At 36.6% G+C, this 16,074-nt stretch carries 19 protein-coding genes and 1 pseudogene; 17 read left to right on the forward strand and 3 right to left on the reverse strand.

The features are described from left to right. Positions 1 to 18 precede the first annotated feature (18 nt). The 7 genes from J7J33_06030 (at position 19) to J7J33_06060 (ending at position 6,555) form a co-directional block, all read left to right on the forward strand. Entirely contained in the window at positions 19 to 732 is a 714-nt protein-coding gene (locus tag J7J33_06030; GenBank protein ID MCD6168838.1) for a metal-dependent transcriptional regulator, read from the forward strand. Continuing rightward, positions 729 to 974: a ferrous iron transport protein A gene (locus J7J33_06035; GenBank protein ID MCD6168839.1), complete on the forward strand. Its 246-nt coding sequence runs from the start codon at positions 729 to 731 to the stop codon at positions 972 to 974. Before J7J33_06030 ends, J7J33_06035 begins: the two co-directional genes overlap by 4 nt. Then, positions 971 to 2,998, forward strand: a complete 2,028-nt coding sequence (feoB, locus tag J7J33_06040; GenBank protein ID MCD6168840.1) for a ferrous iron transport protein B — start codon at positions 971 to 973, stop codon at positions 2,996 to 2,998. The genes J7J33_06035 and feoB overlap by 4 nt, the downstream gene beginning before the upstream one ends. 122 nt (positions 2,999 to 3,120) lie before the next feature. Further along, positions 3,121 to 4,146 (forward strand): PHP domain-containing protein, encoded by a 1,026-nt coding sequence (locus J7J33_06045; GenBank protein MCD6168841.1) that lies wholly within the window; start codon positions 3,121 to 3,123, stop codon positions 4,144 to 4,146. A 15-nt stretch (positions 4,147 to 4,161) separates the two neighbouring features. Next, the gene (locus tag J7J33_06050; GenBank protein ID MCD6168842.1) at positions 4,162 to 5,190 is read left to right on the forward strand and encodes a molybdopterin-binding protein; all 1,029 of its coding nucleotides are present in this window, start codon (positions 4,162 to 4,164) and stop codon (positions 5,188 to 5,190) included. After that, the gene (locus J7J33_06055) at positions 5,187 to 5,798 is read left to right on the forward strand and encodes a nucleotidyltransferase family protein (GenBank protein MCD6168843.1); all 612 of its coding nucleotides are present in this window, start codon (positions 5,187 to 5,189) and stop codon (positions 5,796 to 5,798) included. Before J7J33_06050 ends, J7J33_06055 begins: the two co-directional genes overlap by 4 nt. After that, on the forward strand, positions 5,791 to 6,555 hold the full coding sequence (locus tag J7J33_06060; protein ID MCD6168844.1) for an XdhC family protein: 765 nt from the start codon (positions 5,791 to 5,793) through the stop codon (positions 6,553 to 6,555). The genes J7J33_06055 and J7J33_06060 overlap by 8 nt, the downstream gene beginning before the upstream one ends. A gap of 21 nt (positions 6,556 to 6,576) precedes the next feature. Here the strand turns inward: J7J33_06060 and J7J33_06065 are convergent, their stop codons facing one another. Further along, on the reverse strand, positions 6,577 to 7,617 hold the full coding sequence (locus tag J7J33_06065) for a C4-dicarboxylate ABC transporter (GenBank protein MCD6168845.1): 1,041 nt from the start codon (positions 7,615 to 7,617) through the stop codon (positions 6,577 to 6,579). 208 nt (positions 7,618 to 7,825) lie between these two features. Here J7J33_06065 and J7J33_06070 point away from each other — a divergent pair, with 208 nt between their 5' ends. The 7 genes from J7J33_06070 to fabF are packed head-to-tail and all read left to right on the forward strand — an operon-like array spanning position 7,826 to position 12,115. Further along, a complete protein-coding gene (locus tag J7J33_06070; GenBank protein MCD6168846.1) occupies positions 7,826 to 8,359 on the forward strand; it encodes a sigma-70 family RNA polymerase sigma factor in 534 nt (177 codons plus the stop codon). Further along, on the forward strand, positions 8,346 to 8,534 hold the full coding sequence (locus J7J33_06075) for a hypothetical protein (protein MCD6168847.1): 189 nt from the start codon (positions 8,346 to 8,348) through the stop codon (positions 8,532 to 8,534). Before J7J33_06070 ends, J7J33_06075 begins: the two co-directional genes overlap by 14 nt. After that, positions 8,531 to 8,959 carry a 3-hydroxyacyl-ACP dehydratase FabZ gene (gene fabZ, locus J7J33_06080; protein MCD6168848.1) on the forward strand — a complete coding sequence of 143 codons (429 nt, stop codon included), beginning with the start codon at positions 8,531 to 8,533 and terminating at the stop codon, positions 8,957 to 8,959. Before J7J33_06075 ends, fabZ begins: the two co-directional genes overlap by 4 nt. 2 nt (positions 8,960 to 8,961) lie before the next feature. Next, the gene (gene fabD / locus J7J33_06085) at positions 8,962 to 9,879 is read left to right on the forward strand and encodes an ACP S-malonyltransferase (protein MCD6168849.1); all 918 of its coding nucleotides are present in this window, start codon (positions 8,962 to 8,964) and stop codon (positions 9,877 to 9,879) included. Beyond that, on the forward strand, positions 9,866 to 10,621 hold the full coding sequence (fabG, locus tag J7J33_06090) for a 3-oxoacyl-[acyl-carrier-protein] reductase (protein ID MCD6168850.1): 756 nt from the start codon (positions 9,866 to 9,868) through the stop codon (positions 10,619 to 10,621). Before fabD ends, fabG begins: the two co-directional genes overlap by 14 nt. Before the next feature lie 12 nt (positions 10,622 to 10,633). After that, complete coding sequence (locus J7J33_06095) at positions 10,634 to 10,870, forward strand: acyl carrier protein (GenBank protein MCD6168851.1); 237 nt, start codon at positions 10,634 to 10,636, stop codon at positions 10,868 to 10,870. Further along, positions 10,871 to 12,115 carry a beta-ketoacyl-ACP synthase II gene (gene fabF / locus J7J33_06100; GenBank protein ID MCD6168852.1) on the forward strand — a complete coding sequence of 415 codons (1,245 nt, stop codon included), beginning with the start codon at positions 10,871 to 10,873 and terminating at the stop codon, positions 12,113 to 12,115. Positions 12,116 to 12,172: 57 nt separating this feature from the next. Here the strand turns inward: fabF and J7J33_06105 are convergent, their stop codons facing one another. Further along, positions 12,173 to 13,099, reverse strand: a complete 927-nt coding sequence (locus J7J33_06105; GenBank protein ID MCD6168853.1) for a hypothetical protein — start codon at positions 13,097 to 13,099, stop codon at positions 12,173 to 12,175. Positions 13,100 to 13,202: 103 nt separating this feature from the next. On the opposite strand from J7J33_06105, the gene iorA reads away from it, so the two are divergent. The 3 genes and pseudogenes from iorA to J7J33_06120 all read left to right on the forward strand — a co-directional run bounded on the left by iorA (position 13,203) and on the right by J7J33_06120 (position 15,747). Continuing rightward, on the forward strand, positions 13,203 to 15,068 hold the full coding sequence (gene iorA / locus J7J33_06110; GenBank protein ID MCD6168854.1) for an indolepyruvate ferredoxin oxidoreductase subunit alpha: 1,866 nt from the start codon (positions 13,203 to 13,205) through the stop codon (positions 15,066 to 15,068). Further along, positions 15,065 to 15,667 (forward strand): indolepyruvate oxidoreductase subunit beta, encoded by a 603-nt coding sequence (locus tag J7J33_06115; GenBank protein ID MCD6168855.1) that lies wholly within the window; start codon positions 15,065 to 15,067, stop codon positions 15,665 to 15,667. Before iorA ends, J7J33_06115 begins: the two co-directional genes overlap by 4 nt. Before the next feature lie 2 nt (positions 15,668 to 15,669). Then, positions 15,670 to 15,747: pseudogene (locus J7J33_06120) on the forward strand (zinc ribbon domain-containing protein). Between the two features lie 51 nt (positions 15,748 to 15,798). Here the strand turns inward: J7J33_06120 and J7J33_06125 are convergent. Next, positions 15,799 to 16,074 (reverse strand): hypothetical protein (locus J7J33_06125; GenBank protein ID MCD6168856.1); only part of this gene is annotated, 276 nt, incomplete at its 5' end.

The raw sequence follows: 16,074 nt of genomic DNA on the forward strand, positions 1-16,074 counted from the left end.
ACACAAAGGGAGGTAAAAATGGGATATTCATTAACTGAGAGCCTTGAGGACTATCTACTTGAGATTTTTATATTGAGTAAGGAGAAGGGGATTGTAAGAATAAAAGATATTGCCAAAAGAAGACATGTAAAACTTCCATCTGTGGTAAGTGCATTGAAAGAATTATCCAAAAGAGCTCTTATAAATCATGAAAAATATGGTTATGTGGCTCTAACCGAGGCGGGAATTAAAGAGGCAAAAAGAGTTTACGAAAGACACAAAACAATATACAAATTTTTACATGAAATCCTTGGAATAGAGGAAGAGATAGCAGAAAAGGATGCACATAAAATGGAGCATGACCTCAACAAACAAACCATAGAACTCCTTACAAAATTTATTGAGTTTGTGGAAAAAAATCCTGTAAGTGATAAACCAAGATGGCTTGAACACTTTAGATATTTTGTAAAGACTGGAAAATTCCCTGAAAGAGAGTGTAAAAAAGGAGGTAAAAAAACAATGGAAAGAAATCTAAGTGAGTTAAAGGTTGGAGAAGAGGGAAGGATTTTAAGAATTAAGAGTGGAATTGGTGCTTTAAAGACAAAACTTCTTGATATGGGTGCAGTACCCGGGACAGTTGTTAAAGTGGAGAAGGTTGCACCATTGGGTGATCCAATAGATATTTTAATACTTGGCTATCACCTCTCTCTAAGGAGAGAGGAGGCAGAAAAAATAGTAGTTGAGAAGATATGATGGCGTTAGCATTTGGTAGGCCTGGTGAAGAATTTGAAGTGGCTGAGTTAAGAGGTGGAAGAGGTTTTATTAGAAGGCTATCTGAAATGGGAATATATCCAGGGGTAAAATTGTCCATTGTATCAAATCAGGGATTTGGCCCAATAATACTTGCCGTCAATTCTACAAGGATTGCCATAGGAAGAGGTATGGCAATGAAAATCATAGTTAAACCTTTGAAAACAAAGGAGGAGATACCATGAAGACAATTGAAAAATTAAAAACAATTAGGGTTGCATTGGCTGGTAACCCAAATTCTGGGAAATCAACTATTTTTAATGCCCTTACAGGGGGGCATGCTCATGTGGGAAACTGGCCTGGTGTAACCGTAGAGAAAAAAGAGGGGAAATTTGAATATAATGGATACAACATAATCGTAACAGACCTTCCAGGAACTTATAGTCTTACAGCATACTCCATTGATGAAAGAATTGCAAGAGATTACATTGTAAAGGAAAAACCAGATGTTGTAGTTTGTGTTGTGGACTCAACAAATCTTGAGAGAAACCTTTATCTTTTAATATCTCTTCTTGAACTTGGGGCAAATGTAGTTCTTGATTTAAATATGGCAGATATTATCGAACAAAGAAAAATTAAAATTGATACTAAAAGGATTGAAGAGTTATTGGGGATTCCAGTCGTAATGACCTCTGGAATAAAGGGGACAGGATTGGATAAATTAAAGGAGGCTATAATAAAGGCGAAAGATAGAAAAGGAAGTTCAGTAAAAATTAACTATGGGAAAGAAATAGAAGAGGTTATAAGAAAGATTGAAGAACAACTTGATGGTATAGTCTCCCCCTATCCAAAGAGATTTCTTAGTCTGAAACTACTTGAAGGAGATAGTGGGATAATTGAAGAGGTTAAGAAAGCAGGATATGAAAATGTAGTTAAAACGGCACTTCAGGAATCTTCAAGACTTGAAAAGGAATTCGGATTTGATATAGAAACAGAGATAATAGAAAAAAGATATGGATTTATACAGGGAATTATTCAACAATGTGTAAAAAAGCTTACTACAATAGAGGAAAAACTCACTGTTTCAGATAAGATAGATAAGATCGTAACAAATAGATGGCTTGGAATACCAATTTTTGCGTTTATGATGTGGCTTACATTCCAGCTCACCTTCACAATTGGGGGCTTTTTTGCAGACTACATTGATACTTTTTTTGGTTGGCTTGCTGAATCTTCCTCTACCTGGCTTTTATCAAGTGGTGCTCCCAATTGGTTTGCCTCTCTTGTTGGAGATGGAATTATAAGCGGAGTGGGTGCTGTTCTTGTATTTCTACCAAACATCATGATTATGTTCCTCTTCCTCTCCTTCCTTGAAGATGTGGGATATATGGCAAGAGCAGCTTTTATTATGGATAAAGCAATGCATGCAATTGGTCTTCCGGGAAAATCCTTTATCCCAATGATACTTGGATTTGGTTGTAATGTTCCAGCAATTATGTCAACAAGAACAATTTCAGATGAAAGGGACAGGCTTCTTACAATACTAATAAATCCCTTCATTTCATGTTCAGCAAGACTCCCAGTTTACATCCTTTTCACAGGAATTTTCTTTAAAAAGAATCAAGGACTTATAGTTTTCTCTCTCTATGCACTTGGAATTTTAATCGCAATTTTATCTGCAAAACTATTTAAATCCACAATACCAAAACTTAAAGGACCAGTAAGTCCCCTTGTTATGGAACTTCCACCATACAGGCTCCCAAGTTTAAAGGTTGTCTCAATCCATACATGGGAGAGAAGTAGAGAATTTTTAAAGAAGGCAGGAACAATAATCTTTGCTGGTGTTATTCTTATATGGCTTCTTGCAAGCATTCCTCAATCTGCTGAGTATGCAAGTGAAGCAACACTTATTGGAAGATTGGGGAAATTTTTTGCTCCTCTACTCAAACCAGCAGGATTTCCATTCTGGCAGGCAGCAGTTGCGCTATTTTTTGGAATAATAGCAAAGGAAGTTGTTGTTGGAACTTTTGGAACCCTCTTTGGTGGAGAAGAGAATCTATCTATAGCACTATCAAAAATGTTCACTCCACTTTCAGCATACTCATTTATGGTAATGAGCCTTTTATACATTCCATGTATAGCTTCAATCGGTGTTATTTTTAGAGAAACTAACAGTTGGAAATGGACTGCATTTGCCGTTATCTATAGTCTAATCGTTGGATGGGGTGTAGCAGTTTTAATCTATCAGATAGGTTCATTATTAATTTAAAGAAAGTTAGTATATATTCTAAAAATCTTAAAAAAGAAAATTAATAATCTTGCAACTCCGGGTGCCTGGCACTCAGAGTTGCATTTTTTCTGCAAACGAAAGATGTAGTATAATCAAAAACGGTGAAAAAATTTTACGATTATTCTGGTGTTGTTCATGTGCATACAACCTTCTCAGGGGACAGCGAACTTCCCCCAGAATCTCTTATCTCTTATGCAAAGAGATTTAATGTTGATTTTGTAATAATAACTGATCATAACTCAATAGAGGCAAAATACTTTGAGGGATTCCATGATGGTATTCTATTTCTTGTTGGTGAGGAGATAACTCCAGAGGATGGAAACCATCTTCTTGCCTTTGATATTGAAAAATTCATACCCCCATCAAGAAATCCACAGAAGATGATAGATGAGGTGAATAAACAGGGAGGGTTATCCTTTATCGAACACCCATTCTTTGAGGGAAATAGATATATAAAGAGGAATGTAAAGATGAAGTGGCTTGATTGGGGTGTTAAAGATTACACAGGGATGTCAATTTTCAATTACACATGCGATGGTGGTGAGAGGATGACTCCTCTTCTTATGGTTATCTTCTATTTCTTTCCCGGTCTTGACAGGGATAGACCCAATGAAAAAACAATAAGGAAATGGGATGAACTAACCTTAAAAAGAAAAACTGTGGGTATAGGCACAGTGGATGCACATTTTGTTTACTTAAGATTTGGAAAGAGAAAGATAGAGACATTCCCATTTATATACTACTTCAATTCAATAAGAACCCATGTTTTGTGTGAAGATAAAATATCTCCTCAATCTATGTACGAAGCCATGAGAAAGGGGCATGTTTATGTATCTCACAACTACTTAGGGTCAGGAAAGGGTTTTATGTTCTGGACAGAAGTGGGGGATAAAAATTATATAATGGGAGACGAAATTAAATTTAGAGATGGGATAAAGCTAATTGCAAAAACACCTCTTAAAGCAAAAATTAGAATTATAAAGGATGGGAAGAAGGTAAAGGAAGTTTTTGGAAGAGAGATCTCTTATGAAGTTAAAGAACCTGGGGTCTATAGGATTGAAACAGATAGATTTCACAGACTTCATTTCAATCCATGGATATATTCAAATCCCATCTATATAAGATGATGTTATAATTATCTTATGGCAAAGATAGAATGGGTAAAGGTTGAAGACTCTGAAGGGCTTATTCTTGCTCATGATTTAACAGGCATCGTTCCTTTCAAATCAAAGGGAGCTGTTCTAAGGAAGGGACATAGAATTAAAAGGGAGGATATACCTCTTTTACTGAAGATAGGAAAAGAAAAGGTTATGATTCTATCCCTTGATGAAAATGAAATTCATGAGGATGACGCAGCCCTATTTATTGCAGAGAGAGCAACTGGAGAAAACATTGAATTAAAAAAACCAGGAGAGGCATGGATTGAAGGATACTCAAAGATAGATGGTCTGTTTAAGGTTAAAGTCAAATTATTGAAACAGGGGCTCACAATAGAAGAAATTGTTATAGCTACAATTCCATCAAACACACCTGTAAAGAAAGGGATGAGGGTTACAAAGATAAAGATTGTTCCCCTGTTTATAAAAGAAGAGAAACTAAAAAGATTTGAGGATTTAATTCTTGGCGGTCCAATAATGGATGTCATTCCATATAAAATTAAAACCGCTGGCGTTGTCACTGTGGGCAATGAAATAGTTTCAGGAAGAGTAAAGGATGCCTTTGGTCCATTAATTAGAGAAAAATTGGAAGATTATGGAGTTTGCATGTGTGAGCAACTTATTGTTAAAGATGAAATAGGTGAGATAGAAGATGCAATCCTTGAAGAAATCTCCCTTAGTAGAGAGCTCGTTATTGTAACTGGTGGTTTGTCACCAGATGATTTTACAGCAAGAGCAATATCAAATGTTGGAAAAATAGCTGTTAGAGGTGTTCCAATGTCTCCTGCAGCTATGCTTACCATTGCATACAGAAATGATGTTCCAATAGTTGGAATACCTGCTGGTGCTTTAACAAATAGAATAACCTCTTTTGATGTATTTTTACCAAGAATTCTTGCTGGAGAGAAAATAACAAGAAAGAAGGTTGTTGAACTTGCAAATGGTGGACTTTGTATGAATTGTGAGAATTGTAATTTTCCATTTTGTTCCTTTGGAAAAGGGGGTGAATTATGAAATTAGCAGGAATTGTAATAGCAGCAGGTGAAGGAAGAAGAATGGGAAGACTTAAGCAACTTCTTCCATGGAAAAACTCCACAGTTCTTGGAACAATAATTGACACACTTAAAGAGACATCCCTTGAAAAAATTTACATAGTTCTTGGATACAAACACGAAGAGGTATTTTCGGGAATTAAAAAACACCTTTCAGAGAAAACCGAGGTGGTTATAAATAATAGATATAAGGAGGGGATGCTTTCATCAATTCAGGAAGCAGTAAAAAGAATTCCAGATGATTTCTATGGTTTTCTCCTCTTTCTTGGGGATCAACCCTTTGTAAAGAAAGAGACTGTGGAGAAGGTAGTTGAAAGGGCAAAGATGGGAGACTATCCAATAATTGTTGCATGTTTTAAAGGCGAGAGAGGGCATCCAACCTTTGTAAGCCTCTCTCTTAAAGAAAAAATCCTCTCCCTCTCTCCAAGAAAAGAGGGATTAAGAAAAATAATCTATGATGAAAGAAATAAAAACATGGTTCTTGACCTTGAAACAGAAGACCCTGATGTTGTAAGAGATATGGATACATATGATGATTATTTAAGGGAAAAGGAGAGACACAATGCATGATAAGGAAATATTTGAAAAGGCAAATGAACTCCTTAAAAAGGGTGAAGTTTTCTCCATTGTAACAATAATTGAGGCAGAGGGTTCTGCACCGGGAAAACCGGGATTTAAAATGCTTGTTACAAGGGACGGTGAATCCATTGGAACTGTTGGTGGAGGAAGTTTGGAACATATTTTAATTAAAAAGGCGGTAAAGGCAATTGAATCTCAAAAAAGAATTTTATATAAAACTCAACTAAAGGATATAGGGATGAGTTGTGGGGGAAATGTGGTGGCATTTGTGGATGTTATAGGTATTATGGATAGAGTAATAATATTTGGTGGTGGTCATGTGGGGCTTGCCATATACAAGGTATTATCCCTACTGCCCTTTAATCTCATAGTTGTTGAAGATAGGGAGGAATTTGCAACAAAGGAGAGGTTTCCAAAGGCAGAAGTTATAAAAGAAGACCCGATACATTTTGCATCCTCCTTTGAAATTAAAGGAAGAGATTTTGTAATTTTAGTTACAAGATCTCATGAAATGGATTACAAAATTTTGAGGGAGATATTAAAGAGGGATAAAATACCATACTTTATTGGAATGATAGCAAGCAAAGCAAAGACTGAAAAAATAAAGGGATGGCTTAGAAAGGATGGAATTTCAGAAGAAAGAATTAATGCCATTCATGCACCCTTGGGAGTTCCAATAAAGGCAAGAACTCCAGAGGAGATAGCAATAAGCGTTGTAGCTGAAATTATAAAAGAAAAGGAGAGATAATAATAAAAATCATTGATTAAATTATCTTAAAAATGTTGTCCCTTCATAGGTCTTTATAGCTGTAGTAATTAAAGTTATTGTCCACATAAACAGAAGTAAAAGATAGAGGGTGAATCCAATATGATCAATAATCTTAATGCCAGTCAACATTGATACAACATGGGTTGCTCCAGTATATGCTCCCAGAGGGAATATAAATGCCCACCATGTAAGTGCATAGGGCAACTTCACCTTTCTTATATAATAGATAGTCATGGTTATTGCCATAAGGACCCACCAGATTCCAAAACCCCAGAAAATCGTTGATAGTGAAAGGATTGTAGCCTTATTCTGTATAAATGGCGAATTCTTGATGAGATTGACAAAGGCAAGGGTACCTGCTCCGATGGGACCAAGATTTATCCATATTGTAGGTGCAAGAACATTTGGAAGAGGATGGTGAAGAATAAATCTATACATACATACTGCAAGGAGAGCAACATATATGAAGAAGCCAGAACCAAAGCTGAAATAGTTTATAAAAATTACAAGTTCTCTGGCTACACCCTGAAATGAGTTTATAAGGATACTTCCTGCAATGGGGATAACTATCAATCCAACAGGAGGGATAAACCATCCAGGATTGATGTGATCAAGCTTCACACTTTCTGATTTAAACATTATAAATGGAACAAGTATTGAGAAAAATATTGTAAAGATGGCTCCAATAATCCAGAGAATTCTTGCCATAGATATATTTTTTCCTATAAGGATAAAATCTGAAGAGAGAACCAGGAGAGCTATGGATATTGTTGGATAGAAGTTGGACAAAACTGGATGCTCAAGATCAACAAGGGCATTCTTTTTGAACATAAACCAGCGAAGAATCCATGGAACAAGAAGGATAAAGAAGAGGAGAATATTGAAGTAGAGTAGAAAAACAGAGAATCCTTTAAGAAAAGGGATGTATGTTGAATAAAAGCGACTTGTTATGGCAACAATTCCAGTTCCCATAACAGATGCAAACCATGATGGACTGAAATTCTTCACAATTTCACAACGGCATCTAAGTTTTTTAAACATCTTTCACCTCCAAAATTAGTTTTAATATTTCCTTTTACTCTTTTGATTCTACAATACCCGTATCTTCAAGTTTTATGAGCTGAGAATAAACTGTGTTTAGAGTTTTGAATATCTTTAAGTTTTCTCTCATGTTTTTTAATTTTACTATATATTCATAAGAATATAATATTAGTTTAGTAACAAAATAATTTTTAAAGGGTCTATTGTAATGGATGACAAAGAACTTGTTGGAAGAGTTAAAAAAGGAGAGGTCAGTGCCTTTGCAATACTTGTGGAAAAGTATGAAAGGGAGATATTTGAATACTCCTACTTTCTCATTGGTGATAGGGAGGAAGCTCTTGATATGACACAGGAAACATTCCTTAAGGCATACACAAACATAAAGACATTGAGAAGAGAGGAAGACTTTAAATTCTGGTTAAGGCGAATTGCAAGAAACCTATGCTTTAAAAGAATAAAGAAGATGAGAAGAGAAAAAGAGCTTATGGAAAGGCAAAGGGAAGAAACCCTCTCTCTGGATTCATATGTAATTAAAAAGGAGAGGGAGGAGAGGGTAAAGAGAGCTTTAAATAAACTCCCAGAAAAGATGAGGGAGATAATAATATTAAGAGATATAGAGGGGCTTTCTTACAAAGAAATAAAGGAGATACTGAATATACCAATGAGTCTTGTAAAGGTGAGAATCTTTAGAGCAAGGAATCTACTTAAAAGGATTCTGGAGGAAGAAGATGGAGGAGTATAGGGTCATAAGAAATGATTTAAGGAGACTTGAACTACCAGAGGTTCCATCAATTTCAGGAACTGTGCTTTCAAAGATAATTGAAAAAAGAAGGGAAAGAAAAGGGAGTATTCTTCCCTTCATGATCATTGCAGGAATTTCCATTCTTATAACACTAATTATATGGAGGAAGAGATGAAAAAGGAGGAAATTAAAAAGATAATTCCCCATAGAGATCCATTTCTTCTTGTAGATGAAGTTACATTCATAGAGAAGGGGGAGATGGCAAAGGGTGTTAAAAGGGTAAGAATGGATGAACCATGGTTTAAAGGTCATTTCCCAGACTATCCAATAATGCCAGGAGTTTTAACTGTAGAATCCATAGCACAGCTTGGAGCCATATGTCTTATGGAGGGAGAGGAACTTCCAATACTTGGTAAGATCGAAAGATTTTCCTTTAAAAAACCTGTCTTTCCCGGAGACACCCTTGAACTGGAGGTAAATGTTGTATGGAAGAGGAGAAATATAGCAAAAATTCATGGGGTTGCAAGAGTAAAAGGAGAAATTGCTGGAGAGGGGGATATAATTGCTGCTATTAAAAAAGAAAAGGAGTTAAGGAGGTAGTTATGAGAGCATTTATTTTTCCAGGACAGGGTTCACAATACTCTGGAATGGGAGCTAAAATTTTATCCATTTTTCCTGAAGGTAGGGAGTACATAAAAGAGGCTGAGAGTATGATAGGTATGGATATATCCTATCTTCTATTGGATGCTCCTGAAGAGGAGTTGAAGGATACAGAGAACACTCAGGTTTCTGTTCTATCCACAAGTTTCCTCTGGTTTAAGTACCTTGAAAAAAACAATGTAAGACCTAATTTTGTTGCAGGTCATTCATTGGGTGAGTACAGCGCTCTTCTCTCTGCAGGTGTATTATTATTTGAAGAAGCTCTAATTCTTGTGAGAGAGAGGGCAAGAACAATGAAGAAGTTCTATGGAAAGATAAAGGGAGGCCAAGCTGCAATAGTTAGAATTCCAGTTGAAGAGGTAAAGGAGTTGGTTGAGAAATTCAGTAAAGAAGGTGTGGTGGCAATATCAGGATACAACTCAAAATCACAGATTGTGGTTTCTGGTGAGGAGAGAATACTTAAGGAAATTGCAAAAGCTGTTAAAGAAAGGAAAGGTAGGTTTATACCTTTAAAGACATCTCTTCCTTTCCACTCTCCCCTTATGAAAAAAGCGGAGGAAGAATTTTCAAGTTTTCTAAATAGAGTTAAATTTAGAAAACCATCCATCACCTATGTTTCAAGTGTTATGGCAGAACCAATAGAGGATGAGGAAAAAATAAGGGAAGTTTTAATTTCGCAGATAACAAAACCTGTAAGATGGCTCCAGACAGTTGAAAAATTGAATGAGCTTGGAGTAGATGAATTTATTGAGGTAGGTCCTGGAAAAACACTTACAAACATGGGTAAAAGGGATTTTCCAGGTTTAGAGTTTAAAAATGTAGAGAGTATGATAAGTGAAGAGAGATATGAGAGAGTCTAAAACAGCACTAATAACAGGCGGGGCAAGGGGTATTGGAAGAGATATATCTCTTTCACTATCAGAAAAAGGATTTGACATTGGCATAAATTTTAGAAAAAGTAAGAAAGAGGCAGAACAATTAAAAAGAGAGATAGAGGAGAGGTTTAACAGAAAGGTTTTACTTTTAAAGGGTGATGTATCAAGAAGAAGGGATGTTCAGGGTATGGTTAGAGACTTTATAAAAGAGTTTGGGAGGATAGATGTCCTTGTAAACAATGCGGGTATAACAAAGGACAATTTAGTGATAAGACTTACAGAAAATGACTTTAGAGAAGTTATTGATGTTAATCTCATTGGAACATTCCTTATGACAAAGGAGGTCATCCCCTACATGCTTAGAAGAAGGAGTGGCTCTATAATAAACATCTCCTCTATCGTTGGTATCTTTGGCAACAAGGGGCAAACAAACTACTCTGCAAGTAAAGCTGGCATTATTGGATTCTCAAAATCCCTTGCAAAGGAGGTTGCATCAAGAAACATAAGGGTAAATGTTATAGCTCCAGGTTTTATTGAAACAGACATGACAGATGGGCTTCCAGATGAGATAAAGGAGAAAATACTAAAAAATATCCCACTTGGAAGGTTTGGAAAACCCAAGGAGGTTTCACACCTTGTAACATTTCTTGCCTCAGATGAATCAAGTTATATGACCGGTCAGGTCTTTTTAATTGATGGTGGTTTATCTCTTGGATTTCAAATTTAAAAGGAGGTAAGTATGAAGAGAGAAGAGGTTTTAGAGAAATTTAAGACAATTTTTGAGGAGAGAACAGGAATCAACGAGTTTAAGGAAGAGGACAAGTTTATTGATGATCTTGGGCTTGATTCTCTTGGGATAATGGATGTAGTGGCTGGAATAGAGGAGGAGTTTGATATTAGTGTGCCTGATGAGGATATCGGAAAACTTACAACGGTAAAATCTGCCATTGATTATATAATGGAGAAGGTGAAATAAATGGAGAGAAGAGTTGTTGTTACAGGGATGGGGATTATCAGTCCCATCGGGATGACACTTGAAGAATACAAAGAGAATCTATTTAAAGGGGTTTCTGGGGTAAGAAGGATAGAAGCTTTTGACCCATCAGAAATTTCATCCCAAATTGCAGGAGAGGTCAAGGATTTTGATTTGAGGAAGTTTGCACCAGAGTTTAAAGTGGGAGAAATAAGAAGAATTGATAGATTTGCTCAATTCGCCATTGCAGCAAGCCTACTTGCATATAAAGATTCAGGACTTGAAATAGACAAGGAAGACCCATACAGAATTGGAACAATCGTTGCCTCTGGAATTGGTGGAATTATAACCCTTGAAGAAGAGATAAGAAAGATGGTTGCTAAAGGTCCCTCAAGGGTATCTCCATTTTTAACTGCAAAGATGATACCAAACATGGCAACTGCATGGGTATCAATGAAACTTGGACTTAAAGGATATGCATCATGTCCTGTTACTGCATGTGCGTCTGGAGCAACTGCAATAGGCGAGGCAATGGAGGTAATAAAGAGAGGAGATGCAGATGTTATCTTTGCTGGAGGAAGTGAAGCTGCCATAACTCCAATAGGAGTTGCAGGTTTTGCAGCAGCAAGGGCATTATCCACAAGAAACGATGAACCAGAAAAAGCTTCCCGTCCATTTGACAAAAACAGAGATGGATTTGTTATGGGTGAAGGTGCAGGAATTTTGGTTCTTGAGGAGTACGAACATGCAAAAAAGAGGGGAGCAAAGATATATGGAGAGGTTGTATCCTTTGCTCAAACAGATGATGCCTATCATGTAACTGCACCAGAACCAGATGGAGATGCAAGGAAAAAGGTTATGGAGTTTGCTCTTAAAAAGGGGAATGTTCCAATAGATGAGGTGGATTACATAAATGCCCATGGAACATCAACTCCCCTTAATGACAAGATTGAAACAGAGGCAATAAAAGCTGTTTTTGGTGATAGAGCTTACAGCATCCCTGTATCTTCAACAAAATCAATGATAGGACACCTTCTTGGAGCAGCAGGGGCAGCAGAAGCAGTAGCAACTCTCCTTATGATTAAGGAAGGGTTCATTCATCCAACAATAAACTATGAGGAGAAGGACCCAGATTGTGATCTTGACTATGTTCCAAATGTTGGGAGAGAAAAGAATATAAGATATGCTCTTTCCAACTCCTTTGGTTTTGGTGGTGTAAATACATCACTTATCTTTAAAAAGGTGTAAAATTAAAAAGATACTCCGTTAAAAGCCCCCGTTTCTCCCCACCTCCTTGGGGGCTTTTTATTTTCTGTTTTTTAATAATTTTAACCACAATAAAGAGATAGTAGTAATAATTGCAGCAAAGAATAGTATGATGAACAGGAAAAACCAGAAGTAGGAACTGTATAGAAAAGGAAATTTCCTGTATAAATATATGCTCAAAGAGGAGAGTCTATCTTCCATATAGGAGATGGAGAGGTTCTTCTCTGGATCCTCTATAAATATGCTCCTTTTCTTAAAACCATCCATACTTTCCTCCCCTCCATCTGGACGGGTGGAAACCACATAATCTTTTGGATAAATTATATTTATGGTTATATTTTTAAACTCATTGTAGTAATCTTTAACATTTACTATATAATAGTAATGATATATCTCCTTGGGATATAATTTTCTATCAAATCCTGGGAAATCCTTAAATTCTACCCTTAAAATACCCTCCTCATTCTCCTTAAAGTGGATTTTAAAGAAAAAGAAGGAGTATCTCTCCTCTGAGAGATTGTATAGATCTAAATACTTTGACTTATAGGGAGTATCCTTTAAAGGATCAATAAAAACTCTATCCGAAGGAGAAATTGTCCTCTCAAACTTGGTGAACTTATCTCCAAGAGCTTCTCTCAACTGCGATAGTGTCATCAATTCTGAATCTATGGGTTTATTATTAAAATAGATATGGAGATCTTTCTTTGAGTAATACATCCCTTCACCAAGAAGTGGAAAGACAAACCCAACCTCTATCTCTTTGTATGGATTTAAAATATCATAAATAACACTCCCCTTCACCTCCTGCGATGAGAGTTTAAGTGTAACCTCCTCTCTCTCCATCTTCAGTGGAACCTTAGAAACAGGTATAGGCAAAGTTGAGAACGAACCGATGCTGAAGGGTGCAGGCATGTTTCCCAACAGGAGAAGAAGAACAACAAATAATAAAATTTTTATTTTCCTCATCTTTCTATTTTACCACTTATAGACAACAAAAATTAACAAAATTGATATATTACCTATTGTAGTGGTATAATTCTTTTGGTTTTAAAGAGAAAAGGAGGATAAGATGGGAATTGAAGAAATAATTCTTGACAAACCGGGTAAGAAAATGTTTCTTCTTGGGAATGAGGCGGTTGTAAGAGGGTTTATTGAGGGAGGAGGAAGGATTGCAGCAACATACCCTGGGACTCCATCTTCAGAGATAGGAAACACACTCTTCAAAGTAGCAAGGGAGGCTGGAATCTACTTTGAATTCTCCACAAATGAAAAGGTTGCACTGGAGGTTGCACATGCCGCAAGTGTTAGTGGTCTAAGAAGCATCGTATTTATGAAACATGTGGGACTTAATGTGGCAGCAGACTCCTTTATGAGCACAGCTTACACAGGTGTTAGGGGAGGATTCATTGTCCTTTCTGCAGATGACCCTTCAATGTATTCATCACAGAATGAGCAGGATAATAGGACATATGCAAGATTTTCAAAAATTCCACTCCTTGAACCAAGAAACCCAGATGAGATAAGAAGAATGGTAAAATATGCATTTGAAATCTCTGAGAAACACAAGATTCCTGTGATGATTAGAACAACAACAAGGATATCTCACATGAGAGGGATTGTTGAGTTTGGACCCATTGATAAAAAGAGGGATAAAGGATACTTTGAAAAAAATCCAGGTCAGTTTGTCCCAGTTCCACAGAATGCAAGAAGACTTCATAAGGAACTTATTGAAAAACAAAAAGGTATAAGAGAGGAAAGCGAAAAATCTCCATTTAACTTTGTTCTAAAATCTGAAAATGGAAAATTTGGGGCAATAACGTCCTCTGCTGCATCAAACTACTTGATAGATGTGGTAAGAAAATACAACCTTCCCATTGATATTTTAAGTATTGGCTTTTCACACCCATTGCCAGAGAATTTGATTAAAGACTTTATAAAGAACTATGATGTTGTGTTTGTTGTGGAGGAACTTGAACCATTGATGGAGAATGACATTATCTTGATAAAGGAGAAGTATGGAATTAAAACAAAGATAATAGGTAAGGATGGAGATATTTTTACACCACTATACGAATACAACCCAGATAGGGTAAGAAAATTCCTGTTTAAACATTTAAATATTGAAGATGATAAGAAATCCCCTCAAGTTGAGGATATTCCACTTCCATCCCGCCCACCTGTCCTCTGTCCAGGTTGTCCACACAGAGCAACCTACTTCTCAGTTAATAAGGTTTTAAGAAAGTATCATAAAAAGGACACCATCTTCCCATCAGATATTGGATGCTACACCCTTGGAATTCAGCCACCATTCAATACTGCAGATATGATTCTATCCATGGGAGCAAGTGTAGGACTTGCAAATGGATTTTCAAAAGCAACAGATCAACCTGTTGTTGCATTTATTGGTGATTCAACATTCTTCCATGCAGGAATTCCAGCACTTATAAACGCACAGCACAACAAAAATCACTTCGTTCTCTTTGTTCTTGACAACCAGACAACTGCAATGACAGGTCATCAGCCACACCCAGGAATCCCTGTGGATGGATTGGGCAGGAAGGCACCAAAGGTGAGCATAGAGGAGATAGCAAAAGGGATAGGTATTGATTTTGTAAAGGTTGTTGACCCATACAATCTAAAGGAGACACAAAAGGTGTTTGATGAGGCATTGAAACATGAGGGTGTATCTGTCATTGTGGCAAGAAGGGAGTGTTCACTCCTAAGAGATGCAAGGATGAGGAAAGAGGGGAAGTGGATAACATATGAGATAAATCAGGATAAATGCACACAATGTAGAATCTGCGTAGATCAGTTTGCTTGTCCTGCAATATTTATTGATGAAGATGGAAAGGTAAAGATAGATGAAGTTCTCTGTGATGGCTGTGGAGTGTGTGCCGATGTGTGTCCATTCAATGCAATTGAGGTGAGAAAATGAGAGATGCATTTAATATTGTAATTTCAGGTGTTGGTGGACAGGGAATACTTAAACTCTCCAAGATAATTGGAGAATCTGCTTTATTTGAAGGAAAAAATGTTGTTATGAGTGAAGTTCATGGGATGGCTCAGAGAGGTGGAGTTGTCATCTCTGAAATGAGAATTGGTGATGTAAATAGTCCTCTTGTGGAGGAAGGAGACGCTGATTTAATAATCGCCCTTGAACCCTCTGAAGCCTTTAGGGTAATTGGTAAAACTGGAGGTAAAACCTGGTTTGTTATAAACACAGAAAAGGTTGTCCCATTTACAGTTTCCCTTGGAATATCCTCGTATCCAGATGTTGATAAACTTATAGAGAATATAAAAAGGGTATCAAAAAATGTAGTGGTCTTTAACGGAGTTGAATTAAGTAAAAAAGCTGGGAGTCTTATATCATTAAATATGGTTATGCTTGGCGCTGTATCCACCCTTCCCATCTTTCCATTAAAGGAAGATACACTTGTTAAGGTAATGGAGGAAAGTTTCAAGGGTGATGCACTGAAAGTGAATAAACTTGCCTTCAACTTCGGCAAAGAGGAGGCTAAGCAAAGAGGAGGCTAAAAATCTATTGTCCAAACTGTGGTAAAGAAATATCAGATGGGGCTGAATTCTGCTCGTACTGTGGATATAGGATTAGTAGAGTAAAATATTCTAAAAGTGCTTCAAAAAAACTATTAAGAGTTATTCTTCCATTAATCCTCGTTGTTATTGCTGTTTCCTTTGGGTTTATATTTTTTAAGTATATTAAGCCAAATATTGTTTCTAATAAAAAAGAAAATGCCACAGTTCTTATTCCATACAGAAAGGGGAATAAATGGGGATTCTGTGACAGAAACAAGAATATCGTTATTCAGCCTGTTTATGAGGATGCGAGGCGTTTCAGTGAAGGACTGGCAGCAGTTAAAATCAACGGTAAATGGGGATACATTGATAAGAAAGGGAATGTAGTGATAGAGCCTGTTTATAGT

It is taken from the genome of Caldisericia bacterium, from assembly GCA_021158845.1.
Taxonomy (GTDB): domain Bacteria; phylum Caldisericota; class Caldisericia; order B22-G15; family B22-G15; genus B22-G15.

Coding starts and splice junctions, on each gene's coding strand:
- J7J33_06030 (MCD6168838.1), top strand. CDS start 19: ATGGGATATTCATTAACTGAGAGCCTTGAGGACTATCTACTTGAGATT.
- J7J33_06035 (MCD6168839.1), top strand. CDS start 729: ATGATGGCGTTAGCATTTGGTAGGCCTGGTGAAGAATTTGAAGTGGCT.
- feoB (MCD6168840.1), top strand. CDS start 971: ATGAAGACAATTGAAAAATTAAAAACAATTAGGGTTGCATTGGCTGGT.
- J7J33_06050 (MCD6168842.1), top strand. CDS start 4,162: ATGGCAAAGATAGAATGGGTAAAGGTTGAAGACTCTGAAGGGCTTATT.
- J7J33_06055 (MCD6168843.1), top strand. CDS start 5,187: ATGAAATTAGCAGGAATTGTAATAGCAGCAGGTGAAGGAAGAAGAATG.
- J7J33_06060 (MCD6168844.1), top strand. CDS start 5,791: ATGCATGATAAGGAAATATTTGAAAAGGCAAATGAACTCCTTAAAAAG.
- J7J33_06065 (MCD6168845.1), bottom strand. CDS start 7,617: ATGTTTAAAAAACTTAGATGCCGTTGTGAAATTGTGAAGAATTTCAGT.
- J7J33_06070 (MCD6168846.1), top strand. CDS start 7,826: ATGGATGACAAAGAACTTGTTGGAAGAGTTAAAAAAGGAGAGGTCAGT.
- J7J33_06075 (MCD6168847.1), top strand. CDS start 8,346: ATGGAGGAGTATAGGGTCATAAGAAATGATTTAAGGAGACTTGAACTA.
- fabZ (MCD6168848.1), top strand. CDS start 8,531: ATGAAAAAGGAGGAAATTAAAAAGATAATTCCCCATAGAGATCCATTT.
- fabD (MCD6168849.1), top strand. CDS start 8,962: ATGAGAGCATTTATTTTTCCAGGACAGGGTTCACAATACTCTGGAATG.
- fabG (MCD6168850.1), top strand. CDS start 9,866: ATGAGAGAGTCTAAAACAGCACTAATAACAGGCGGGGCAAGGGGTATT.
- J7J33_06095 (MCD6168851.1), top strand. CDS start 10,634: ATGAAGAGAGAAGAGGTTTTAGAGAAATTTAAGACAATTTTTGAGGAG.
- fabF (MCD6168852.1), top strand. CDS start 10,871: ATGGAGAGAAGAGTTGTTGTTACAGGGATGGGGATTATCAGTCCCATC.
- J7J33_06105 (MCD6168853.1), bottom strand. CDS start 13,099: ATGAGGAAAATAAAAATTTTATTATTTGTTGTTCTTCTTCTCCTGTTG.
- iorA (MCD6168854.1), top strand. CDS start 13,203: ATGGGAATTGAAGAAATAATTCTTGACAAACCGGGTAAGAAAATGTTT.
- J7J33_06115 (MCD6168855.1), top strand. CDS start 15,065: ATGAGAGATGCATTTAATATTGTAATTTCAGGTGTTGGTGGACAGGGA.